At 71.9% G+C, this 23449-nt stretch carries 17 protein-coding genes; 9 read left to right on the forward strand and 8 right to left on the reverse strand.

What is annotated here, in order from left to right; genetic code table 11:
- Nucleotides 1-163: 163 nt before the first annotated feature.
- Genes J2X68_RS32745 through J2X68_RS32765 form a run of 5 tightly spaced genes read right to left on the reverse strand, consistent with a single transcriptional unit; the run spans nt 164 to nt 5918 of the window.
- A complete protein-coding gene (locus J2X68_RS32745) occupies nt 164-1474 on the reverse strand; it encodes a DUF58 domain-containing protein (protein ID WP_310436232.1) in 1311 nt (436 codons plus the stop codon).
- A complete protein-coding gene (locus tag J2X68_RS32750) occupies nt 1474-2463 on the reverse strand; it encodes a MoxR family ATPase (protein ID WP_310436285.1) in 990 nt (329 codons plus the stop codon). Before J2X68_RS32750 ends, J2X68_RS32745 begins: the two co-directional genes overlap by 1 nt.
- Complete coding sequence (locus J2X68_RS32755) at nt 2463-3662, reverse strand: DUF4350 domain-containing protein (RefSeq protein WP_310436233.1); 1200 nt, start codon at nt 3660-3662, stop codon at nt 2463-2465. Before J2X68_RS32755 ends, J2X68_RS32750 begins: the two co-directional genes overlap by 1 nt.
- Nucleotides 3659-4522: a DUF4129 domain-containing protein gene (locus J2X68_RS32760; protein WP_399041402.1), complete on the reverse strand. Its 864-nt coding sequence runs from the start codon at nt 4520-4522 to the stop codon at nt 3659-3661. The genes J2X68_RS32755 and J2X68_RS32760 overlap by 4 nt, the downstream gene beginning before the upstream one ends.
- A 4-nt stretch (nt 4523-4526) precedes the next feature.
- Nucleotides 4527-5918 (reverse strand): hypothetical protein, encoded by a 1392-nt coding sequence (locus tag J2X68_RS32765; RefSeq protein WP_310436234.1) that lies wholly within the window; start codon nt 5916-5918, stop codon nt 4527-4529.
- Nucleotides 5919-6058: 140 nt separating this feature from the next.
- Here J2X68_RS32765 and mtnA point away from each other — a divergent pair, with 140 nt between their 5' ends.
- Nucleotides 6059-7216 (forward strand): S-methyl-5-thioribose-1-phosphate isomerase, encoded by a 1158-nt coding sequence (mtnA, locus tag J2X68_RS32770; RefSeq protein ID WP_310436235.1) that lies wholly within the window; start codon nt 6059-6061, stop codon nt 7214-7216.
- Nucleotides 7217-7558: 342 nt separating this feature from the next.
- Here the strand turns inward: mtnA and J2X68_RS32775 are convergent, their stop codons facing one another.
- Entirely contained in the window at nt 7559-8515 is a 957-nt protein-coding gene (locus J2X68_RS32775) for a GNAT family N-acetyltransferase (RefSeq protein WP_399041406.1), read from the reverse strand.
- Nucleotides 8516-8835: 320 nt separating this feature from the next.
- On the opposite strand from J2X68_RS32775, the gene J2X68_RS32780 reads away from it, so the two are divergent.
- From J2X68_RS32780 to J2X68_RS32810, 7 genes are all read left to right on the forward strand, one after another.
- Nucleotides 8836-9138: a hypothetical protein gene (locus tag J2X68_RS32780; RefSeq protein WP_310436237.1), complete on the forward strand. Its 303-nt coding sequence runs from the start codon at nt 8836-8838 to the stop codon at nt 9136-9138.
- Between the two features lie 519 nt (nt 9139-9657).
- Nucleotides 9658-10347: a two-component system response regulator MtrA gene (gene mtrA / locus J2X68_RS32785; protein WP_187281934.1), complete on the forward strand. Its 690-nt coding sequence runs from the start codon at nt 9658-9660 to the stop codon at nt 10345-10347.
- A 1-nt stretch (nt 10348) separates the two neighbouring features.
- A complete protein-coding gene (mtrB, locus tag J2X68_RS32790; RefSeq protein ID WP_310436238.1) occupies nt 10349-12640 on the forward strand; it encodes an MtrAB system histidine kinase MtrB in 2292 nt (763 codons plus the stop codon).
- Nucleotides 12630-14465, forward strand: a complete 1836-nt coding sequence (locus J2X68_RS32795) for an LpqB family beta-propeller domain-containing protein (protein ID WP_310436239.1) — start codon at nt 12630-12632, stop codon at nt 14463-14465. The genes mtrB and J2X68_RS32795 overlap by 11 nt, the downstream gene beginning before the upstream one ends.
- A 488-nt stretch (nt 14466-14953) precedes the next feature.
- Nucleotides 14954-15970 carry a ComF family protein gene (locus J2X68_RS32800; RefSeq protein WP_310436240.1) on the forward strand — a complete coding sequence of 339 codons (1017 nt, stop codon included), beginning with the start codon at nt 14954-14956 and terminating at the stop codon, nt 15968-15970.
- A gap of 313 nt (nt 15971-16283) precedes the next feature.
- On the forward strand, nt 16284-16976 hold the full coding sequence (gene hpf, locus J2X68_RS32805) for a ribosome hibernation-promoting factor, HPF/YfiA family (RefSeq protein WP_054240279.1): 693 nt from the start codon (nt 16284-16286) through the stop codon (nt 16974-16976).
- 205 nt (nt 16977-17181) lie between these two features.
- Nucleotides 17182-17928, forward strand: coding sequence for a response regulator transcription factor (locus J2X68_RS32810; RefSeq protein ID WP_020133042.1), 747 nt, complete (start codon nt 17182-17184; stop codon nt 17926-17928).
- A gap of 172 nt (nt 17929-18100) precedes the next feature.
- Here J2X68_RS32810 and J2X68_RS32815 read toward each other — a convergent pair whose 3' ends face one another.
- On the reverse strand, nt 18101-19300 hold the full coding sequence (locus J2X68_RS32815) for a DNA glycosylase AlkZ-like family protein (protein ID WP_310436241.1): 1200 nt from the start codon (nt 19298-19300) through the stop codon (nt 18101-18103).
- A 109-nt stretch (nt 19301-19409) separates the two neighbouring features.
- A complete protein-coding gene (locus J2X68_RS32820; RefSeq protein WP_310436242.1) occupies nt 19410-20009 on the reverse strand; it encodes a GNAT family N-acetyltransferase in 600 nt (199 codons plus the stop codon).
- A 280-nt stretch (nt 20010-20289) separates the two neighbouring features.
- On the opposite strand from J2X68_RS32820, the gene secA reads away from it, so the two are divergent.
- Complete coding sequence (gene secA / locus J2X68_RS32825; protein ID WP_310436243.1) at nt 20290-23136, forward strand: preprotein translocase subunit SecA; 2847 nt, start codon at nt 20290-20292, stop codon at nt 23134-23136.
- Nucleotides 23137-23449: the final 313 nt, after the last annotated feature.

The raw sequence follows: 23449 nt of genomic DNA on the forward strand, positions 1-23449 counted from the left end.
GGTACTGCAGGGGGGACCCTGTGGGAGAGTAGGACACCGCCGAACAAATATTACGGGAAACCCCCGCACCTCACGGTGCGGGGGTTTTCTGCGTTCGGGCTCGTTTACAGGGCGTGATTGTTTTGACGGGCTCTCCTCAGGAGAGCCCGTTTTTGTTTTCTCTTTACAGGCGTCCTGCTGCTTTCAATGCCAGGTAGGCGTCCGCGAGGGCCGGGGCGAGTTGGTCCGGTGTCGCGTCGACGACGGTGACGCCGTGCCGGCGGAGTTGGTCGGCTGTGCGATGACGTTCCGTCTGGGCCTGGGCTGCCGCCGCTGCGTCGTACACCGCTTCGGCGTTCCCGCGGGACGTGGCCATGCGGGCGATGTGGGGGTCGGCGACCGATGCCACCAGGACCGTGTGGCGCTGGGTGAGCTGCGGGAGGACGGGGAGGAGGCCTTCCTCGACCGGGGCGGCGTCCAGGGTGGTCATCAGGACGACCAAGGAGCGTCGGCGGGCCGTGCGCAGGGCCGTGGCGGTGAGGCCACGCGCGTTCGTCTCGACCAGTTCGGGTTCGAGGGTGGCCATCGCGTTGACGAGGGAGGGGAGAACGTCGCGTGCTGTGCGTCCTTGGACGAGGGCGCGGACCCGGCGGTCGTAGGCGAGGAGGTCGACCCGGTCGCCGGCGCGGGATGCCAGCGCCGCGAGGAGGAGTGCCGCGTCCATGGAGGCGTCGAGGCGAGGAGCGTCGCCCACGCGTCCGGCGGAGGTGCGGCCGGTGTCGAGGACCAGGAGGATGTGGCGGTCGCGTTCGGGGCGCCAGGTGCGGACCGCGACCGACGCGTGGCGGGCCGTGGCGCGCCAGTCGATGGAGCGGGTGTCGTCGCCGGGAACGTATTCGCGCAGGCTGTCGAATTCGGTGCCCTCGCCGCGGGTGAGGACGCTGGTTCGGCCGTCCAGTTCGCGCAGGCGGGCCAGTTTCGACGGGAGGTGCTTGCGGCTGGTGAACGGGGGGAGGACGCGCACGGTCCAGGGGACTTTGTGGGTGCCTTGGCGGGACACGAGGCCGAGGGGGCCGAAGGAGCGGATCGTGACGCGGTCGGTCCGGTGGTCGCCGCGGCGGGTGGGGCGCAGGCGGGTGGTGACGCGGCGGCGTTCGCCAGGCGGGACCGCCAGATGGTGGCGGGAGGCCTCCGTCTCCGTTCCCGGTTGCCGGCTGCTGGGGGGCCAGGCGTCGCGGAGGTGGGCGCGCAGGGGGCGGTGGGACGGGTTGGAGACGGTGAGGGTGATGTCCGCCGGGTCGCCGAGGCGGGCGGAGGTGTCGCCGGAGCGGGTCAGGCCCAGTCGGCGTACCGGGGCGGCCAGTGCGTAGTCGCAGGCGCAGGCCACGGCCAGGGGGGCGTTGACGGCGAGGATGCCGGTCCAGCCGGCGTCCCAGATGCCGACGGGGAGGGATCCCAGGGCCGCGAGGAGCGCGGTACGTCCGGTGAGCGCCATCAGCGGGGTACGGGGACGTGGGTGAGGATCGCGGTGATGACGGAGTCGGCCGTCACGCCTTCCATCTCGGCCTCCGGGCGCAGCTGCACGCGGTGGCGGAGGGTGGGGAGGGCGAGGGCTTTGACGTCGTCGGGGATGACGTAGTCGCGGCCGGTGAGCCAGGCCCAGGCGCGGGCGGTGGAGAGAAGCGCGGTCGCGCCTCGGGGGGAGACGCCCAGGGTGAGGGACGGGGACTCGCGGGTGGCACGGCAGATGTCGACGACGTAGGCGGTGATCTCGGGGGAGATCGCCGTCTTGGCGACGGCGGCGCGGGCCGCTTCGAGGTCGGCCGGTCCCGCGACGGGGCGTACGCCGGCGGCGTGCAGGTCGCGCGGGTCGAAGCCCTCGGCGTGGCGGGTGAGGACGTCGATCTCCTCGTGGCGGGAGGGGAGCGGGATCGTCAGTTTGAGGAGGAAGCGGTCCAGCTGGGCTTCGGGGAGGGGGTAGGTGCCCTCGTACTCGACCGGGTTCTGCGTCGCCGCGACCAGGAAGGGGTCGGGGAGCGGGCGCGGGGTGCCGTCGACCGTGACCTGGCGTTCCTCCATGGCTTCGAGGAGGGACGACTGGGTCTTCGGCGGGGTGCGGTTGATCTCGTCGGCGAGGAGGAGGTTGGTGAAGACCGGACCGGGCTGGAAGGAGAACTCGGCGGTGCGGGTGTCGTAGACCAGGGAGCCGGTGATGTCGCTGGGCATCAGGTCGGGGGTGAACTGGACGCGCTTGGTGTCGAGTTCGAGTGCGGAGGCGAGGGCGCGGACCAGCAGCGTCTTGGCCACGCCGGGGACTCCTTCGAGGAGGACGTGTCCGCGGCAGAGGAGGGCGACGACAAGGCCGGTCACGGCGGGGTCCTGGCCGACCACGGCCTTGGAGATCTCGGCCCGCAGGGCCTCCAGGGAGGCGCGGGCGCGGCCCGGGTCCCCGGTGTTCCCGGCGTTGTCAGTGGTCGGGTCCATCATGGACGGCGTACCTCTCTTTCGAGGGCGTCGAGTTGGTCGGCGAGCGCGATCAGGGCCGCGTCGTCGCCTGGCGGTGGGCCGAAGAGGAGGAAGTGCAGGGACTGTCCGTCGCCGTGGAGATGGGCGGACAGGGCGGGGACGAGGGTCTCGGGCGTGTGTGCCTGGGTGACGGGGACACCGAGGAGGGGGGCGAGGCGGGTGCGGGTGGTGGAGCGAAGAGCGTCGGCCGCGCGGTCACGGGCGTCGGCTTTGCGGTAGAGGCGGGCGCGGCCTTCGACGGTTTCGGAGGCACGGATCGCCACGGGGAGTTTCTCGGGCACGAGGGGGCCGAGCCGGCGTGCCCGCCAGAGGGCGGCGAGGGCTGCCGCGACGAACAGCTGAAGTGTGCCCCAGAGCCAGCCGGACGGCAGCAGGTCGAAGAAGCTTTTTTCGTCGTCCGGGTCGGTGGCTGAGGTGTCGGAGAGCGAGGGGAGGTACCAGACCAGATGGCTGCGGGAGCCGAGGAGTTGGAGGGCGAGCGAGGCGTTGCCCTGTTCGTCGAGGCGGTCGTTGTAGAGGATGTCGGGCGCGCCGAGGACGACGGTGTCGCCGCCGCCGGTGGGGTCGGGGATGCGCAGCAGGGTGGCCAGGCGCTCGCTGGGGTAGCACTTGTCGGCGTCGAGGTGGCGGGTGGTGTAGCGGATGCCGCCGGTCTCGGCGGTGCCGGCGCGGCGGGCGGCGGGCAGCGCGCAGTCGGGGGAGAGCGCGGAGCCGCGGCTGTTGGCGGGGTCCGCGGTCACGCCGGGTGCGAGGGTGCCCACGGACCAGCCGCTGGGCGCGACGAGGACGGTGCGGCCGCCCGAGCCGGTGATCGCCGTGTGCAGGTCCCGCTGCCGGCGTTCCGTCAGGAGGTCGGGGGCGGCGACCAGGAGCGTGGTGTCGGGGCGGGCCGCGGCGCGGGCCTCGGCGAGGGTGGTGACGACGCGGGTGGACACGCCGCGGTCGGCGAGGAGTTCGGCTGTCGCGCGGCTGCCGTAGGGGTCGGCGGAGCGCGGGTCGAGGGCGCCGCGGCGGGTGTCGGACTGGAGCGCGGCGAGCGTGACGGCTCCCGCGAGGAGCAGCACGAGCGCGAGGGTGACGCCTCGCGCGCGGGTCCACAGCCGCAGGGCGGTGGGCGAGGCCGAGGTGGACGGGAGGGTGGTGGCCCCGGTCGTCATTCGGCGGCTCCCCGGCCGGCGGGGCGGGCCGCGTCATGGGGCGCGGTGTGCGTGCTGCTCGCCGCCGTGAGCTGGGGTTTGGTGCGTTCCAGGGCCAGGTCGAGTTCGGCCATGCGGCCGTACGACTGCGCGGTGGCGCGCCGGCCGCCGTATGTCACGTCGTCGAAGTCGCGGGCGGCGGCGCGGAGTCCGTCGGTGTGGGCGGGCAGCGTGCGACCGGCGTCGGCGGCTGCCTCGTCGGCGGTGCGGCCGGGGCGGGTGTCGAGGAGGGCGCGTTCCTCCAGGGAGCGGACGATGGCGCGCATGCGTTCCTGGACGGCCTGGTTCCAGTGGCCCTGGGCGGCGTGTGCCTCGGCGGCCGCGCGGTGTTCGGCGGCGCTGCGAGGGCGGTCGTCGAAGAGTGCGGCGGCGGAGGCGGGGCGGCGGCGCGGGGAGCCCAGGCGCCACCACAGGGCGGCCACGACGGCTGCCGTGGCCAGGATGACGACCACCAGGCCGAGGGTGCCGCCGGGGGTGGCGGTCGAGGCGGTGTCGAACAGGCCGCCGATCCAGTCCCAGAGGGCGTCCAGGGCGCGCTGGAAGAGGCTGGGGTCGTTCTGGTGGTACAGGTCCTTGGACAGTTCACGGCGGGCCGCCTCCCGCGCGGGATCACGCGGGACGGTGAGTGGCGGTTCGTCGTCGGAGCGCGCCGACAGGGACAGCACGGCCGCGTCGGACGCCCGCAGCAGGGCTGCGGCGGCCTCGCCCGCGCCACGGGTCAGGGCCGCCGGAGCCGCTTCGGCGATGCCGGGCGGCCCTGCCCGCACGGGCAGGGCGCCCGGGAGCGGTACCGCGGTGAGAACTCCCCCCGTCAGGCTCACCGCATCAACTCCCCGGGGTCGTGCCGGTGGCGGAGGCGCCGTAGTCCTGGAGTCCCGCGGCGCGCGCCAGGTCGAGGTCGAGGGCCTCGCGGCGGATGCGCTGGTCGACGTAGAGGAGCACGGTGACGCCGGCCGAGATCGGGAAGGTGATCATGGAGCCGATGACCGAACCGATGCCGCTGACGATCAGGTACGTCCAGCCGTAGTCGCCGCTCGCGTCGACCACGCCGCTGACGCCCCCGTCGCTCAGGGCGGCGCCGAGGATCGCGAACGGGACGACGACGATCATCGCGACGATGTTCGCGATGATCAGGGCGAGCAGCTGGATGCCGAAGACCCGCCACCAGGAGCCGCTGGTGAGCTTCGCGGAGCGGCCGAGGGCCTTCTTGATGCTCTGCTTCTCCAGCATCAGCGCGGGCGAGGCGAGGGAGAGGCGGATCATCAGCCCCAGCACCAGGACGATCGAGCCGAGGATGCCGAAGGCCTTGAGCGCTGCCCCCGCGTCGGAGTTTCCGGCGGCGCTCACGAGGATGCCCGGCAGCAGGCACACGAGGACGATGGCGGCGGCGATGAGCATCAGCAGGAAGATCAGGCCGAAGAGCTTGAGCACCTGGGGCCGGGCGTCGCGCCAGGCCTCGCCGAGGGTGACCGGTCTGCCGAGCACCGCCCGGCTGGTGACGGCGGTGAGCAGGGCGGTGGCCGTGATGGTGCCGATGAGAGTGATGAGCAGGACGGGGCCGGAGGCGCGCATGGCGTCGCCCATGGCGTTGAGCTGCTCGTCCGCGGTGGCGCTCGGGTCGCCGAGAGCGTTCGTGTCCGTGGTGGCGTCCAGGACGAGGCCCTGCAGCAGGACGACGAAGATCTCGGTGATGACGGCGACGGTCAGCGAGATGCCCAGGACCGTGCGCCAGTAGGTGCGCATCGTGGCGACCGCGCCGTCGAGGATCTCGCCGACGGCGAGCGGGCGCAGCGGAATGACGCCGGGCTTCGCCGCGGGCGGGGGGCCGCCCCAGCCGGCACCCCAGCCGGGGGCGCCGTAGCCGCCGTAACCGCCCTGTCCGGGACCTGCGGGGCCGCCGGGGTATCCGGCGCCGGGGCCGGTGGGCGGGGGGCCGCCCCAGCCGGGGCCGGGCGGCGGAGGCGGTGGGGGCGGCGGGGTCCGGCCCGCGTCGCGGCCCGGGTCCGGGGCTCCTGCGGGCGCGGACCACTGGCCGGGGCCGGGCGGCGGCTGCTCCTTGGACCACTTCGTGCCGGGGCTCTGCGGGTTCGCCTGTGGCTGGTCCGCGGGCTGGGCGCCGGCGGGGCGGTCCGTGGGCTCGGCGGGGTGGGACGCGCCGGGCTCCTGTCCGTCGGACGGGGCGGATCCGGGCGAGGCCCAGCCCGGAGTGTCTTTCATCGTCGCTCCTTCACGGTGCCCGTCCGCGGTCGCGGCGGCAGGTTGGGAGCCATCGTGCCATGGGGTGCGCATCGGTTGACCGGCCGCGGTAGGGGCTGCGCACCTTCAATTGTCCGCCGGATCGGGGGCAGACTGACGGCATGGCTGATCAGTACGCGCAATCCGGCGAGGACAAGCGGCCGGCCGAGATACCTGCGATCCGTTGGGAGGAGCTGCCGGAAGGTCCCGTGCTGGTCCTCCTCGACCAGACGAGACTGCCGGCGGAGGAAGTCGAACTCGTGTGTACGGACGCGTCCGCGCTGGTCGAGGCGATCCGTTCGCTGGCCGTGCGCGGGGCGCCGCTGCTCGGGATCGCCGGGGCGTACGGCGTCGCGCTCGCCGCCGCGCGCGGGTTCGACGTGGACGACGCCGCGAACGCGCTCGCGGGCGCCCGCCCCACCGCGGTGAACCTGTCGGTGGGCGTGCGCCGGGCCCGGGCCGCCTACCGCACGGAGATCGCCGACGGCGGAGACCCGGCGCAGGGCGCGCGGGCCGCGCTGGCGGCCGCTCGGCAGCTCCACCGGGAGGACGCCGAGGCCAGCGTCCGGATGGCCGGGCACGGGCTGGCGCTCCTCGACGAGCTGCTGCCGGGCGGCGGGCACCGGGTGCTCACGCACTGCAACACCGGTGCGCTGGTGTCGGGCGGGGAGGGGACGGCGTTCGCGGTGGCGCTCGCGGCGCACCGGGTGGGCCGGCTTCGCCGGCTGTGGGTGGACGAGACGCGTCCGCTGCTCCAGGGCGCCCGCCTCACGGCGTACGAAGCGGCCCGCAACGGCATGGCGTACACCTTGCTGACGGACAACGCGGCGGGGTCCCTCTTCGCCGCGGGCGAGGTGGACGCGGTGCTGATCGGGGCCGACCGCATCGCGGCCGACGGGTCGGTGGCGAACAAGGTGGGGAGCTATCCGCTGGCGGTGCTGGCGCGGTACCACCATGTGCCGTTCATCGTGGTCGCGCCGGTGACGACGGTGGACCTGGACACGCCGGACGGGGCGTCCATCGAGGTGGAGCAGCGCCCCGGCTTCGAGGTGACGGAGGCCATGGTCGCCCAGGCGCCGGTGACGGGCGCGGGCGGCGGGATCCCGGTGGCGCCGCTGGGGACCCAGGCGTACAACCCCGCGTTCGACGTGACGCCGCCCGAACTGGTGACGGCGATCGTCACGGAGGCGGGAGTGGTGTCGCCGGTGACGGCCGACGCGCTCGCCGAGCTGTGCGGCAGGGCGCGCCAGGTCCAGGGAGGGGCGGGAGCGGCACGCTGAGAGTCTCGTCGATCGGGCGATCGGTCGGGGCGGGCGGGCGGGCGGTCGTCCGGTCGCTCGCCTGGGTGGTTCTCCGGTCGTTCGGGCGGCCGTCTGCCGGTCGTTCGGTGGTCGCCTGCCGGCTTTCGGGCAGTTCGGTGGTCGCCTGCCGGCTGTCGGGCGGCTGATCGTTCGTCAGTGTCCGGTTGTTCGTCGCGTGGCCGGGTGGTCGTCGGGCGACCCGTCGGGCGGTCTCCGGGCGGCCGTCAGGCGGTCGGTCGTCGGCGGTTCGGCGGTTGCCTGTCTGTCGTCCGGTGATCACTTGTCGATCGCTCGTCGGACGGCCGTGAGGCGGGCTCGGTGTCACGAGCGTGCGGGCTGGTCGGCGATCAGCAGGGTGGTGCCCGCGGGGCGGAAGCCGAGGCGGGCGTAGATGCGGGCGACGGTCTCCTCCGCGTAGGCGAGGAAGACCGTCTCGACGCCGTGGGCGCGGGCGTGGGCGACCAGGGCCGCTGTCACGGCGGCGGCCAGTCCCTGGCGGCGGGCGGAGGGAAGGGTGCCGATGCCGCCGATCTCCGTGGTGCCGTGCGCCGGGTGATAGTGGCCGACGGCCAGGGGGGTGCCGTCCGGGGCGAGGGCGGCGACGAGGGTCTTGTGCCCGGCGCGGATCGTGGCGGCGACCGTGGCCACCGTGCCGTCCGCGGTCAGTGCCTCGGTGAGCCGCGACAGCTCCGTACGGTCCGCCGAACCCGTCGCTGGGGAGGGCTCCGTGACGGGTGGTTCTGTGGCGAGGGGCCGCGTGGCGGGGAGTTCGGTGGCGGGGAGTTCCGGGGCGAGAGGTTCTTCGGTGAGGTGCGCTTCGGGGAGAGGCTCCTTGGCGAACGCCAGGCGCGGGAGGGCCAGGGCCGCCGGAAGGGCGGGGTCGTCCGGGGTCAGCGCGCGCAGTGTCACGCCGCCCGGGAGGGGCTGCGGAGGCAGCGGCCGGTCGGGCGGCAGCACCATCAGCGGGCGCCGCAGCACCAGGCATCCGGCGGCCTCGATCCGCTCACGCAGCGCGGGGGCAGACTCGGCCAGCCATTCGAACGACTCCGGCACACCGAGCTCCCGTTGCCGGGCACGCACCCGGGCGATGTCAGTGGCGCCCACGGGGGCCGTGCCGGTGGGCCGGGCGTGGCTCGGGCCGCCGTAGTAGGGGGCGCCGGGTTCCTTCCGCACGAACAGGCGCAGGGGGCCGAAGTCCTCGGCGTCGGCGAACAGCAGGGGCACGGTGGCGTAGTACCGCTCGATGCGGTCGCGCAACGGGTCGCTCATGCGGCGCATCCCACCACTGGACGGGGCGCGCCGCACCGTCATTTCCCGGCGGGGCCGTCGGCGGGAGCGGAACGGGCACGAGCACCGCCGGGCTTCTTCACGCCGCGCGCCCGGAGCCGCGAGCGGCAGAGGGGGTGACTCGACGGCGGACCCCCGCCGACCTCGTCCGGCCCGGTCCCGGACGGTCCGGTCCCGGACGGCCACAATGCCGACCGAGCCGCCCGCACGCCTGCCCGCCTGTAGGTTTGTGCAGGTGAGGGGAGGGGTCGTTGTGACGATCCGGCGGATCATCGCATCGACATGTCGAGGGGTTCCGAGTGGGGGGCGAAGTGCGGAAGAAGCACAGGGTGGGGCTGGCCGCGGTAGCGGTGGTGCTCGTGGCGGTGCCGGGCGGGCCGCTGGTGAGGAGCCAGGCGGCGGCCGCCGAACGCGAGGCGGAGGAGAGGTCTCTGGAGCAGGCCGCCGAGGAGGTCTTCCAGCGGCAGGCGGACGCGCCCGATGCGTTCTGGCGGAAGGACGTTCCGCCGGCGGGCAAGGTCTGGAACCAGGCCGACGCCGGCGCGCACATCACGGCGGTGACGAGGAAGGGCGCGGAGTTCACGGTGGACGTCACGGAGTTCACCACTCCGTAGACCTCCGACAGGTGGGGCAGGGGGCTGGAGCCGACCGTGCCCCACGTCGGGTCCCACCGGTTCGTCTTCGAGCGGGACGGGGACGACTGGCGCCTCGTCGAGGACCTGACGGAACGGGATTCGAAGTAGCGCGCCGGCCCTCTGCGGGTGCCTGCGCCGTGACCCGTTCGGCCGTACCCGGTGGCGGCGGAGCGGGCGCGGCGAGACCTGGCGGGCGGGATGCCACGCACGCCCGGCGGGACCGGCGAGCCCGGGGCCGAGGGCTGAGCGCGTGCGCCGAGGGGCTGACGGCCGGCCCGCCCCGTGGTCACCGGAACGGAGGCCGTCGAACCGGGGTGAGCGGCCGGACCGCGGGCAGCCGCCGTCGGATGAGCTTTCTCTGAGTGACGACGTCCGTGCGCCGAGTGGTGGTGACATCGACGTCCGCGGACCGGGGCAGACAGTGACGGCCCCGTACGACTATCGTCACTGGCCGGTGAGGCTTCTCACCTGCGCCACCTTCACTGTTATGAGAATGGGATGATGTCGTTTATGAAGGGACGAGTCCTTGTCGTCGACGACGACACCGCACTGGCCGAGATGCTCGGCATTGTGCTGCGTGGTGAAGGTTTTGAGCCGTCTTTCGTGGCCGACGGCGACAAGGCGCTGGCCGCTTTCCGTGAGGCGAAGCCCGACCTGGTGCTGCTGGACCTGATGCTGCCCGGCCGGGACGGCATCGAGGTGTGCCGCCTGATCCGGGCGGAGTCCGGGGTGCCGATCGTGATGCTCACGGCGAAGAGCGACACCGTCGACGTCGTCGTAGGACTGGAGTCCGGCGCCGACGACTACATCGTGAAGCCGTTCAAGCCGAAGGAGCTGGTCGCCCGGATCCGGGCGCGGCTGCGGAGGTCCGAGGAACCGGCGCCGGAACAGCTCGCCATAGGCGACCTCGTCATCGACGTGGCCGGTCACTCCGTGAAACGGGAGGGCCAGTCGATCGCGCTGACCCCGCTGGAGTTCGATCTGCTGGTCGCCCTGGCGCGCAAGCCCTGGCAGGTGTTCACCCGCGAGGTGCTCCTCGAGCAGGTGTGGGGCTACCGGCACGCCGCCGACACCCGCCTGGTGAACGTGCACGTACAGAGGCTGCGCTCCAAGGTCGAGAAGGACCCCGAGCGGCCGGAGATCGTGGTGACCGTCCGTGGCGTCGGATACAAGGCAGGACCGAGCTGACATGTCCGGGGACAGTGCCGCTTCGGCCCCCGGTCGTTCCGGGGCCCGTCCGGAGCGGCCTGTCGGCCGTAGGACGCCGGGTTCACGCTTCGCACGCCTCCTCGAAGGCGGGCTGCTGCAGGGCGGGGTGCAGGGCAGCCCCGTCCTGAGGCTGCTGCTGCGCTGGGTGCGCAGGCCGCTGCTGCCCGTCATGCGGCTGTGGCGGCGCAACATCCAGCTCAAGGTCGTCGCCACCACCCTGCTGATGTCGCTGGGCGTCGTCCTGCTGCTCGGCTTCGTCGTCATCGGGCAGGTGCGCAACGGTTTGCTGGACGCCAAGGTGAAGGCGTCCCAGAGCCAGGCCACCGGCGGATTCGCCGTGGCCAAGCAGAAGGCCGACGAGGCCGCCGGCGCGGCCGACGCCGACGGGACCCCGGCCGACGGGGGCGCCTCGCAGAACGTCATCGAGTGGATGAGCGAGCTCGTGCTGTCGCTGTCCAGCGGCGGCCAGGGCGCCTTCGACGTGGTCACCCTGCCTCCCGGCGACGTCAGCGGCGTCGCCCGCGGACCGCGCGCCTCCGGCTTCGTCGACCCCGACAAGAGCGTCCCGGAGAAACTGCGCGAGCAGGTCTACAGCAGCACCGGCGCGGCCCAGAGCTACTCCCGGATCATCTACCTCAGCGACAAGGAATCCCAGCCGGCCCTGGTCATCGGCAAGCAGGTCAACGACCCCAACGGCGATCCGTACGAGCTGTACTACCTCTTCCCGCTCACGCAGGAGGAGAAGTCGCTGAGCCTGGTCAAGGGGACGCTGGCGACCGCGGGGCTCTTCGTCGTCGTCCTCCTCGGGGCCATCGCCTGGCTCGTGGTGCGGCAGGTCGTCACGCCGGTGCGGATGGCCGCCGGGATCGCCGAACGGCTCTCCGCCGGGCGCCTCCAGGAACGCATGAAGGTCACCGGCGAGGACGACATCGCACGCCTCGGCGAGGCCTTCAACAAGATGGCCCAGAACCTCCAGCTGAAGATCCAGCAACTGGAGGACCTGTCGCGGATGCAGCGACGGTTCGTGTCCGACGTCTCGCACGAACTGCGGACGCCGCTGACCACCGTGCGCATGGCCGCTGACGTCATCCACGACGCCCGCGTCGACTTCGACCCCGTCACCGCACGCTCCGCCGAACTGCTCGCCGACCAGCTCGACCGGTTCGAGACCCTGCTCGCGGACCTGCTGGAGATCAGCCGCTTCGACGCCGGCGCCGCCGCCCTCGAGGCCGAGCCGATCGACCTCAGGGAGGTCGTCCGGCGGGTCGTCAGCGGAGCCGCCCCGCTCGCCGAACGCAAGGGGACGACCGTACGCGTCATCGGCGATCAGCAGCCCGTCGTCGCCGAGGCCGACGCCCGGCGGGTGGAGCGGGTGCTGCGGAACCTCGTGGTCAACGCCGTGGAACACGGCGAGGGCAAGGATGTCATCGTCAAGCTGGCCTCCGCGGGCGGGGCCGTCGCGATCGCCGTGCGCGACTACGGCGTCGGCCTCAAGCCCGGCGAGGCCACCCGGGTCTTCAGCCGGTTCTGGCGTGCCGACCCGGCACGCGCGCGTACCACCGGCGGTACCGGTCTGGGGCTGTCCATCGCCCTGGAGGACGCGCGGCTGCACGGCGGCTGGCTGCAGGCCTGGGGCGAGCCCGGTGGCGGCTCGCAGTTCCGGCTGACGCTGCCCAGGACCGCCGACGAACCGCTGCGGGGCTCGCCGATACCGCTCGAGCCCAAGGACTCCCGCCGCAACCGGGGAGCCCTCGACGACGCCGGGGTGCCGCGCGGCGGCGGCCAGAAGAGCGCCACGGTGCCCGTGCAGCACACCGGCGAGCAGTCGTCGGCCGCACGGAGCCCGCTCGCGCCCCGAATAGCCACCGCGGCCCCCACGGCCGACCCGACGGCGCTGCCCGGCAACGGCGCGCGCGTGGTGCCCCGACCCGCCCCGCCGACGGGTGGTGCGGGCACGGCGACGGGCTCGGGCTCCGGCTCGGCAACCGGCGGTGGTGGCGGTACCGGTAGTGGTGTCGGCGGGCGCGGAGAGGACGGGCCGCGGACCGCGGACGAAGCCCAGGAGGCCGGGGAAGTGCGGCGGGCCGGGGAAGCGCGGGGCGGCGAGGACCGGGAGCGGTCGGACGCGGCCCGCGAAGAGGGCCCGGGCGGCACGGACGGCGCGGCCGACACGGGCGACGCGCGGGAAACGGCACCGAGGGGGACTCCGGACCGGCAGAGAGCCGGGGCGGAGGGCTCGAACGAGCAAGGGGAGGCATGTCGTGGGCGCTGAGTGGCGCGAGGGGGGACCCCGGCGCACGCCGGGGCGCGCGGTGGCGTACGCCACCTGCGGCGCCGTCCTGCTGGCCGGGTGCGCCTCGATGCCCGACAACGGGGATCTGCGCGGCGTGGAATCCACACCGCGCCAGGAGACCCAGGTACGGGTGTTCGCGATGCCGCCCCGGGACGACGCGCAGCCCCTGGAGATCGTCCAGGGCTTCCTCGAAGCACTCACCAGCGACGACCCCGGCTACGCGACCGCACGGCAGTACCTGACCCAGAAGGCCGCCCAGAAGTGGGAGCCCGAACGGTCCACGACGGTCCTCACGGACGGGCCGGCGACCGACGCCGGGCCCACCGGGAGCAGGGACGACGGCGACGACTACTCGTACACGCTGACCGGCACCCGGGTCGCCACCGTCGACGCGCAGCAGTCGTACGCGCCCGCCTCGGGCGACTACGGCCAGGTGGTCCACCTCAGCCGCGACAAGAAGAACGGGCAGTGGCGCATCGACGCCCTCCCCCAGGGCGTCGTCATGGGCAAGTCGGACTTCCAGCGCAACTACGTGTCCGTCAACAAGTACTACTTCGCCTCCAACACCACGGCCGACGGCTCCCGGCAGCCCATGGCCGTCGCCGACCCCGTCTACGTCCGTGAACGCGTCGACCCGATGACGCAGATGGTCCGTTCCGTGCTCACGGGCCCCACGAGCTGGCTCCGTCCCGTCGTCCGATCCAGCTTCCCGACCGGGACCGCGCTGCCCAAGGGCGTCAGCGCGCTGACCCCGGACGACCAGAACAAGCTCACGGTGCCGCTCAACGACAAGGCCGCCCATATCGGCCAGGGCAAGTGCGACGAGATGGCGGCCCAACTGCTGTTCTCCCTCCGCAGTCTGACCCCTGCCGTCGACGAGATCGCGCTGCGCGCGGGCGGCACCCAGCTGTGCTCGCTCACCCAGGAACGGGCCGCGGCCGTCGCCGCACGCGGCTCCGACACCAACCCCGGCTACCTGTACTTCATCGACGGCCAGCACCGCCTCGAACGGATGACGAGCGGCAGCGGCAACACCAAGGCCGACCCCGTCCCCGGAGCGCTCGGCGACGGCACCAAGGCACTGCGCTCGGTGGCCGTGGCCCGCGACGAGCACAGCGCCGCGGGAGTCGCGCTCGACGGCAGGACGCTCTACGTCACCTCCACCGTCTCCGGCAGCTCCCTCGGCGACCCCGTGCTCCAGAGCAAGGGCAAGACCGAGACCGACCGGCTCACCACCCCCAGCTGGGACACCCAGGGCGACCTGTGGGTCGCCGACCGCGACCCCGCCGCGCCTCGGCTGCTCCTGCTGGAGAAGGGCGCCGGCCAGCCGCTGGAGGTGCTCACCCCGGGTCTCGACGGCCGGATCAACGCCGTACGGGTCGCCGCCGACGGGGTGCGGATCGCGCTGATCGTCGACAAGGGCGGCAAGCAGTCCCTGTTCATCGGCCGGATCGAACGCGGTCCGGGCAACGGCGAGCAGCCGTCCGTGTCGCTCCAGGAACTGCGTTCCGCGACACCGGAGTTGGAGCAGGTCACGGCCATGTCGTGGGCCGGGGACAGCCGGCTCGTGGTCGTGGGGCGCGAGGCCGGTGGCGTGCAGCAGGTGCAGTACATGCAGTGCGACGGCTCGGTCCCCGAGGCGGGGACGCTCCCGGGCCTCACGGAGGTCACGAGCATCGCGGCCTCCGAGGACAGCGAGATCCCGCTCTTCGCGACCTCCAAGGACGGGCTGCTGTGGCTGCCCGGCGGAAGTGGCTGGCGGACGCTGAAGGAGACGGCTTCGGTCGCGTTCTATCCCGGGTGATCGGGTGCGGCGGTCGCGATCCCTCCCGACCGGGTGATCGGGTGCGGCGGTCGCGGCGTATCCCGATCAGGTGAGGGGGTGCGGCGGTCGTTGTACCCGATCGGGTGATCGGGGGCGGGCGTCGGTCGCGTTGTGTCCGGGGTGACCGGGGGCGGCGGTCGCGTTCTGTCCCGGCGCGCCGAGGAGCAGGCGGCCGGTGGCCGGTAATCCGTGGCGCCGGGTGCGTGTCCTGCCCGGGTGCTGCGCGGCTGGGGTGTAACTCGGGTGGCCCGAGTGGCCCAAGTGGCCAGGACGACGCGGGGAACTAATCGGACTGGTTCTCCGTTTGGTCCCGCGGATTCCTGAGAGCCGCTTTTCGTCTGAGCCTTTTGGTGTTCCGGTCGCTGCAGATGCCTTCGGGTCGACTTCCCGAAAGTTTTCCACAGGCCGCTCCGGGGTGTTTTCCACAGGGGTGGCGGCCGCCTTCCGGCGTCGGCACAGTAGTGCACGTGGAAGGCGTTCGCGGATGGTGGCAGGAACTCGCCGGCCTGGTGCTGCCCGCCGAGTGCGGGGGCTGCGGAAGGGCGCGCACGGTGCTCTGCCCAAGGTGCCGTGCGGCGCTGGGCGGGGCCGCGCCGTTCCGGGTCCGTCCGGTGCCGGAGCCGCCGGGGCTGCCCGCCGTGCACGCGGCGGCCCGGTACGCGGACGAGGTGCGCGCGACGCTGCTGGCCCACAAGGAACGCGGCGCGCTGGCACTGGCGCGACCGCTGGGCGCGGCGCTGGCGGGGGCTGTGCGGGCGGGGCTGGGGGAGGTGGGGTGGGGGGAGGGGGAGGGCCCCCAACCCCCCGGAGATCTGCTGCTGGTCCCCGTCCCCTCCGCCCGCGCCGCGGTGCGGGCACGTGGACATGACCCGGCTCGGCGGATCGCGTTGGCGGCGGCCGGTGAGTTGCGGCGGGCCGGGGTGCCGGCGCGGGTCGCCGCGGTGTTGCGGCAGCGGCGGGCCGTGGCCGACCAGGCGGGGCTGGACTTCCGGCAGCGGCTGGACAACCTGGTGGGCGCGCTGACGGTGGTGCCCGGGGGCGCGCGGGTGCTGTGCGGTGGCCCGGTGGTGCTCGTGGACGACGTGATCACGACGGGTGCCTCGCTGGCGGAGGCCGCGAGGGCGGTGCGCGCGGTTCAGGCGGTGCGCGTCGTGGAGGTGGTGCGCGCGGTTCACGTGGTGCCTGCGGTCCAGATGGTGCGGGCGACCGATGCGGTGCGGGCGGCTGCGGCGGCGGAGTGTGCGGGACAGGGGGAGAGTGGTCGGTATGGGGAGGAAGCGAGGGGTGCGTTGTGTGGTGAAGGGGCGACGGCCGGGTACGTGGGTATCACTCGGGAAGACAGTAAGAGGCTGTCCGGAGTGGAGGAGGCAGGTGTGGGTGAGGTGCCGGTGGGACCGTCGGACGACGCGGGCGGCGCCGGGTACGTCCTCTGCGCGGCCGTGGTCGCCGCGTCGCCGGACTCTTTGGAAATAAACCGGAACTGAGCGGGAAGTTGCGTCGTTGCAGGTAATGAGAGGGCCAATTCGCCTGAACGGAGGTACGCCGCAGTAGAGGGTGACGACATCCGTCCGGGCGAGATATGTTCGGTTGTGAGGGAAAGCCGCAGGCCACACCTCTCATATCCGAATGCCGTGCTGCGGTTTTCGAAATCTTCCGCGGCACCTGGGGTGTAGATCTCGCCCATGGGGGAGGAGGAGGTGGAAGTCACCGAGTCCGAGGTTCCGGTGCTCACCGGGACCTGGTGCAAAAGGGAGACGCTCCGCATCGAGGCGGAGCGATCCGGGAACGGAGTTCTGCGTGGACATCGTCGTCAAGGGCCGCAAGACCGAGGTGCCCGAGCGGTTCCGCAAGCACGTGGCCGACAAGCTGAACCTGGAGAAGATCCAGAAGCTCGACGGCAAGGTGATCAGCCTCGACGTGGAGGTGTCCAAGGAGCCCAACCCGCGACAGGCCGACCGGTGCGACCGAGTGGAGATCACACTCCGGTCCCGCGGCCCTGTGATCCGGGCGGAGGCGGCGGCCAGTGACCCGTACGCGGCACTCGACCTGGCGGCGGAGAAGCTGGATGCCCAGCTGCGCAAGCAGCACGACAAGCGTTACACGCGCCGCGGTGCGCGCAGGATCTCCGCGGCGGAGGTTTCCGACTACGTCCCCGGTGTGGCGACGCTCAACGGCAACGGCCGTCCCGTCCCCGCCGACGAATCGGACAGCGTGCCGACGAAGCGGATCGGCTCGCTGGAGGTGCAGGGCGACGGCCCCCTCGTGGTGCGCGAGAAGACCCACGTCGCCGCTCCGATGACCCTCGACCAGGCCCTCTACGAGATGGAACTGGTCGGACACGACTTCTATCTGTTCGTCGACTCCGAGACCAAGCAGCCCAGTGTCGTCTACCGGCGCCACGCCTACGACTACGGCGTGATCTACCTCGACACCGACCCGATGGTGGCCCAGGCCCACTCGCCCGAGGCGGGCGGCGCGTTGGGCGGCTGACGCTGCCCGGTGACAGCTGAGCGGTGTGCCCCTGGAGCGCTGTGTGCGCCCCCAGGGGCACCCGTGTGCGACCCCTTCGGGCACCGCTCTGTCACCGCGTTGTCGTCCGGGCATGGAATCATGGCCAGGCGGCTCAACCGGTGGGCCGCTGCCTTGGGTTGGCGACGGCACAGGACCACGGCCACAGCCTTCAGGGGGAGGAACGATGGCGGACAGCTTCGGACCGATGCGGGACGACGATGCCGACGACGGCGTCGTCGGCATGGGCCCGGACGGCGGCACCTCACGCAAGGAGCCGATCAGAGTCCTGGTCGTGGACGACCACGCCCTGTTCCGCCGCGGACTGGAGATCGTGCTGGCGGCCGAGGAGGACATCCAGGTCGTCGGCGAGGCGGGGGACGGCGCCGAGGCCGTGGACAAGGCGGCCGACCTGCTGCCGGACATCGTGCTGATGGACGTGCGGATGCCCAAGCGCGGCGGTATCGAGGCGTGCACCTCCATCAAGGAGGTGGCCCCCAGCGCGAAGATCATCATGCTCACGATCAGCGACGAGGAGGCCGACCTCTACGAGGCGATCAAGGCGGGCGCGACCGGTTATCTCCTCAAGGAGATCTCCACGGACGAGGTCGCCACCGCGATCCGCGCGGTCGCCGACGGGCAGTCACAGATCAGCCCCTCCATGGCGTCGAAGCTGCTGACCGAGTTCAAGTCGATGATCCAGCGGACCGACGAGCGTCGTCTCGTCCCCGCGCCGCGGCTGACGGACCGGGAGCTGGAGGTGCTCAAGCTGGTCGCCACGGGGATGAACAACCGTGACATCGCCAAGGAGTTGTTCATCTCCGAGAACACCGTGAAGAACCATGTGCGCAACATCCTGGAGAAGCTGCAGCTGCACTCCAGGATGGAGGCGGTCGTGTACGCGATGCGGGAGAAGATCCTCGAGATCCGGTGAGCCGTCGGGGCCGGTCCCCCGATGAGCCGTGGAACCGGTCAGCTGGTGGGACCGGTGAGCCCGGTCAGCCATCGGCCTGTGACCCTTTCCGCGGAGCCGGAGCCGGAGCCGGGACCCTGGTGCGGGTCGGTTCCGGCCTGACGCGGCTTCGGCTCGGTGCGGCTCGCCCGGGTCAGGCCAGTGCGCGGGTGAGTTCCGTGACGAGGGCCTCGCGCAGCTCCGGGGCGTCGACGCGTTCCACGCGTACGTCCGTGCAGTCCACCCAGCTTGCCGCCTCGAGCAGGGCCTGGGCCACCGCCGGGACCGCCTTCGCGCCGTCCAGGGTGACCTGTCTGGCGATCAGCGTGCGGCCCTCGCGGGCGGGGTCCACGCGGCCGACGAGCCGGCCGCCGGCCAGGACCGGCATCGCGAAGTAGCCGTGGATCCGCTTCGGCTTGGGGACGTAGGCCTCCAGGCGGTGGGTGAAGCCGAAGATCCGCTCGGTGCGCGCCCGCTCCCAGATCAGGGAGTCGAAGGGGGACAGCAGCGTCGTGCGGTGACGGCCGCGCGGAGATGTCTCCAGAGCCGCCGGGTCGGCCCAGGCGGGCTTGCCCCAGCCTTCGACCGTGACCGGGACCAGGCCCGAGTCGGCGATCACGGTGTCGACCTGCTCGCCCCTGAGACGGTGGTAGTCGGCGATGTCCGCGCGCGTGCCCACGCCGAGCGACTGGCCGGCCAGGCGGACCAGGCGGCGCAGGCACTCGGTGTCGTCCAGCTCGTCGTGCAGCAGGTCGGCGGGGACCGCGCGTTCGGCGAGGTCGTACACGCGCTTCCAGCCGCGGCGCTCCACGCAGACCACCTCGCCGTACATCAGCGCGCGTTCCACGGCGACCTTGGTGCCGGACCAGTCCCACCACTCGCTGGTCTTCTTCGCCCCGCCCAACTCCGTGGCCGTGAGCGGGCCTTCCGTGCGGAGCTGCTTGATGACCTGGTCGTACGTGCCGTCCGGCAGGGCGTGGTTCCAGTGCGGGCGGGCCCGGTAGGCGCGGCGGCGGAAGGCGAAGTGCGGCCATTCCTCGATGGGGAGGATGCAGGCGGCGTGGGACCAGTACTCGAAGGCGTGCGGACGGGCGGCGGGCGTGCCCGCGGACTCCGGCTTCCAGTACGCGTCCTCGATCGTCCTGCGGCCCACCGCGCCGAGGCGGGCGTAGGGGATCAGTTCGTGGGAGCGGGCCAGGACCGAGATGGTGTCGAGCTGGACCGCGCCGAGATGACGGAGGACGCCGCGGACTCCGGCCCTGCGGTCGGGTGTGCCGAGGAAGCCCTGCGCGCGCAGGGCGATGCGGCGGGCTTCGTCTGCCGAGAGGGTGGTGTCGGGGCGCGGGGTCGTCATGGCTCGCACGATAGGGGGTGGGACTGACAGTGCGGTGTGAGCTGGGGATTCGGCCGGGCTGCGGGTGGTCCCGGGCCGGATTCGCGCCGCGCCTGCCTCTGTGCCTGCCTCATGTGTCGGACGGGCTGGAGGGACCGGACGGGGCCGGGAGGTACGGGGCCGTCGAGGGGAGTCCCAGGTCGGACGGGAGGAGGGAGGCCAGCCAGCAGTCGCGTCGGACGCCCTTGTTGGCGATGGCCGAGCGGAGGGTGCCTTCCAGGGTGAAGCCGGCGTTCTCGGCGACCGTGCGGGAGGCGGTGTTGCCGATCTCGGCGCGCCATTCGACACGGTCGACGGGGAGGGTGGTGAAGGCCCAGCGGGCCGCGGTGAGGGTGGCCTCGGTGATGTAGCCGTGGCCGCGGTGTTCCTTGGCCGCCCAGAAGCCGACCTCGGCCGTGCCGGGGGAGCGCATGGTGAGGCTGAGGACGCCGGTGAGGGCTCCGTCGGGGAGGAAGACGCCGAAGGTGAACATGGAGCCGCTCTCCCATCCCTCCGGGGCGAGCGTCTCGGTGAAGCTTCGGGCGTGCTCCGGGAGGTAGGGGGAGGGGATCGTGGTCCAGCGCTGGATGTCGGGGTCCTGCGCGGCCGTGTAGACGGCGTCGGTGTCCCGCGGGTCGAGGGGGCGCAGGACGAGGCGGGGGGCGGTGAGGGTGACGGGCTCGGGCTCCATCGGCCGATTCTGCGCGGGGTGTCCCGGCGCGCGCCATCTTTTTGCGGTGTGTGAGCGCGTGATCACAATTCGCGCAATTCGTGCGGCGGACGCGGCACCATCGGCGGGGCCCGGCCGTTGTCCCCTGTGAAGAAGATTTTGGAGCAGGTGCGCAGCAGTGTGTGGTCCTCGTCGCGGCAGGTCTCCCGGGGCGGCGGGGTCCTCGCATACGATGGCCGTTGCTCAGTTAGTCCACTGAAACCGACCGTCCCAGGCCCGACCGGCAAGGAGACCAACCCCCGTGTCCGTCCTCTCGAAGATCATGCGTGCAGGCGAAGGCAAGATCCTGCGCAAGCTGCACCGCATCGCGGACCAGGTCAACTCCATCGAAGAGGACTTCGTCGACCTCTCCGACGCCGAGCTGCGGGCCCTCACCGATGAGTACAAGCAGCGGTACGCCGACGGTGAGAGCTTGGACGACCTGCTGCCCGAGGCGTTCGCCACCGTGCGCGAGGCCGCCAAGCGCGTACTCGGTCAGCGCCACTACGACGTGCAGATCATGGGTGGCGCCGCCCTGCACCTCGGCTATGTGGCCGAGATGAAGACCGGTGAGGGCAAGACGCTCGTCGGCACGCTGCCCGCGTATCTGAACGCGATCTCCGGCAAGGGCGTCCACCTGATCACGGTCAACGACTATCTGGCCGAGCGCGACTCCGAGATGATGGGGCGCGTCCACAAGTTCCTTGGCCTGGAAGTCGGCTGCATCCTCGCCAACATGACGCCGGCGCAGCGCCGCGAGATGTACGCGTGCGACATCACCTACGGCACGAACAACGAGTTCGGCTTCGACTACCTGCGCGACAACATGGCGTGGGCGCAGGACGAGCTGGTCCAGCGCGGCCACAACTTCGCCATCGTCGACGAGGTCGACTCCATCCTGGTCGACGAGGCGCGTACGCCGCTGATCATCTCGGGTCCGGCGGACCAGGCCACCAAGTGGTACGGCGACTTCGCCAAGCTGGTGACGCGCCTGAAGAAGGGCGAGGCGGGCAACCCGCTCAAGGGCATCGAGGAGACCGGCGACTACGAGGTCGACGAGAAGAAGCGCACGGTCGCCATTCACGAGGCCGGTGTCAGCAAGGTCGAGGACTGGCTGGGCATCGACAACCTCTACGAGTCGGTGAACACCCCTCTGGTGGGCTACCTGAACAACGCCATCAAGGCGAAGGAGCTCTTCAAGAAGGACAAGGACTACGTCGTCATGGACGGCGAAGTCATGATCGTCGACGAGCACACGGGTCGTATCCTCGCCGGCCGCCGTTACAACGAGGGAATGCACCAGGCGATCGAGGCGAAGGAAGGGGTGGACATCAAGGACGAGAACCAGACGCTCGCCACGATCACCCTTCAGAACTTCTTCCGCCTGTACAAGCGTCACGACCACAACGGCAAGGAGCAGCCCGGCCTCTGCGGCATGACCGGTACGGCGATGACCGAGGCCGCCGAGTTCCACCAGATCTACAAGCTCGGCGTGGTCCCGATCCCGACGAACCGGCCGATGGTCCGCAAGGACCAGTCCGACCTGATCTACCGCACCGAGGTCGCGAAGTTCGAGGCGGTCGTCGACGACATCGCCGAGAAGCACGAGAAGGGCCAGCCGATCCTCGTCGGCACGACGTCGGTCGAGAAGTCCGAGTACCTGTCGCAGCAGCTCTCCAAGCGGGGTGTCCAGCACGAGGTGCTGAACGCCAAGCACCACGAGCGTGAGGCGTCGATCGTCGCCCAGGCGGGCCGCAAGGGCGCCGTGACGGTCGCGACCAACATGGCCGGCCGTGGTACCGACATCAAGCTCGGCGGCAACCCCGACGACCTCGCCGAGGCGGAGCTGCGCCAGCGCGGTCTCGACCCCGAGGAGCACATCGAGGAGTGGGCCGCCGCGCTGCCCGCCGCCCTGGAGAAGGCCGAGCAGGCGGTCAAGGCCGAGTTCAACGAGGTCAAGGAGCTGGGCGGCCTCTACGTGCTGGGTACCGAGCGGCACGAGTCGCGTCGTATCGACAACCAGCTGCGCGGTCGTTCCGGCCGTCAGGGCGACCCGGGCGAGTCCCGTTTCTACCTGTCGCTGGGTGACGACCTGATGCGGCTGTTCAAGGCCCAGATGGTCGAGCGCGTGATGTCGATGGCGAACGTGCCGGACGACGTGCCGATCGAGAACAAGATGGTCACGCGCGCGATCGCGTCCGCGCAGTCGCAGGTGGAGCAGCAGAACTTCGAGACGCGTAAGAACGTCCTGAAGTACGACGAGGTGCTCAACCGCCAGCGTGAGGTCATCTACGGTGAGCGGCGCCGCGTCCTGGAGGGCGAGGACCTCCAGGAGCAGATCCACCACTTCATGGACGACACGATCGACGCGTACGTCGGCGCGGAGACCGCCGAAGGCTTCCCGGAGGACTGGGACCTGGACCGGCTGTGGGGCGCGTTCAAGCAGCTCTACCCGGTGAAGGTCACCGTCGAGGAGCTGGAGGAGGCGGCCGGTGACCGTGCCGGTCTGACCGCCGAGTTCATCTCCGAGTCCATCAAGGACGACATCCGCGAGCAGTACGAGTCGCGGGAGTCGCAGCTCGGCTCCGAGATCATGCGTGAGCTGGAGCGGCGGGTCGTGCTGTCGGTCCTGGACCGCAAGTGGCGCGAGCACCTCTACGAGATGGACTACCTCCAGGAGGGCATCGGCCTGCGCGCGATGGCGCAGAAGGACCCGCTGGTCGAGTACCAGCGCGAGGGCTTCGACATGTTCTCCGCGATGATGGACGGCATCAAGGAGGAGTCCGTCGGCTACCTGTTCAACCTGGAGGTCCAGGTCGAACAGCAGGTCGAGGAGGTCCCGGTGGAGGACGCCGCGCCGGTCGACATGGAGAAGCAGGACGTGGTGCCGGCCCAGGGGGGTTCGCGTCCGGAGATCCGGGCGAAGGGGCTGGACGCTCCGCAGCGTCGGCAGCTGCACTTCTCGGCTCCCACGGTGGACGGCGAGGGTGGCACGATCGAGGGTGACTTCGACAGTGACGAGGACGAGCCGGTGCGCTCCGAGGCCGATGGCCTCACGCGCGCGGAGCGCCGCAAGCAGGCGAAGGCCGGGCGGCGCCGCAAGAAGTAGGGCGCGGCACGAGCGGCAGGGCGCGGGCCTCCGGCGGCGCGCTCTGCCGTCTGCCGGGGCGTGAGGCGTTCGGCGCTCGGTGGACGTGGATGCGTTCGGCGCTCGACGTGACGGCGGTGGGTTCGACGACGTGACGGCGGTGGGTTCGACGACGTGACGTCGGTGGGTTCGACGCGGGGCGTGACGTCGATGTGCGCGACGTTTCGACGCGACGCACCCGGCGTGACGGGGCTGTGGGCCTCGTAGCGGCTTGAGGGCCGGGGCACCTTCGGGTGGCCCGGCCCTTCGCTGTGCGGCGGCGCCGTCCGCTGCC

Source organism: Streptomyces sp. 3330 (assembly GCF_031456635.1).
Lineage (GTDB): Bacteria > Actinomycetota > Actinomycetes > Streptomycetales > Streptomycetaceae > Streptomyces.

Coding starts and splice junctions, on each gene's coding strand:
- mtnA (WP_310436235.1), top strand. CDS start 6,059: ATGGCTGATCAGTACGCGCAATCCGGCGAGGACAAGCGGCCGGCCGAG.
- J2X68_RS32745 (WP_310436232.1), bottom strand. CDS start 1,474: ATGGCGCTCACCGGACGTACCGCGCTCCTCGCGGCCCTGGGATCCCTC.
- J2X68_RS32810 (WP_020133042.1), top strand. CDS start 17,182: ATGGCGGACAGCTTCGGACCGATGCGGGACGACGATGCCGACGACGGC.
- J2X68_RS32750 (WP_310436285.1), bottom strand. CDS start 2,463: ATGGACCCGACCACTGACAACGCCGGGAACACCGGGGACCCGGGCCGC.
- J2X68_RS32815 (WP_310436241.1), bottom strand. CDS start 19,300: ATGACGACCCCGCGCCCCGACACCACCCTCTCGGCAGACGAAGCCCGC.
- J2X68_RS32775 (WP_399041406.1), bottom strand. CDS start 8,515: ATGCGCCGCATGAGCGACCCGTTGCGCGACCGCATCGAGCGGTACTAC.
- J2X68_RS32755 (WP_310436233.1), bottom strand. CDS start 3,662: ATGACGACCGGGGCCACCACCCTCCCGTCCACCTCGGCCTCGCCCACC.
- mtrB (WP_310436238.1), top strand. CDS start 10,349: ATGTCCGGGGACAGTGCCGCTTCGGCCCCCGGTCGTTCCGGGGCCCGT.
- J2X68_RS32820 (WP_310436242.1), bottom strand. CDS start 20,009: ATGGAGCCCGAGCCCGTCACCCTCACCGCCCCCCGCCTCGTCCTGCGC.
- J2X68_RS32765 (WP_310436234.1), bottom strand. CDS start 5,918: ATGAAAGACACTCCGGGCTGGGCCTCGCCCGGATCCGCCCCGTCCGAC.
- mtrA (WP_187281934.1), top strand. CDS start 9,658: ATGATGTCGTTTATGAAGGGACGAGTCCTTGTCGTCGACGACGACACC.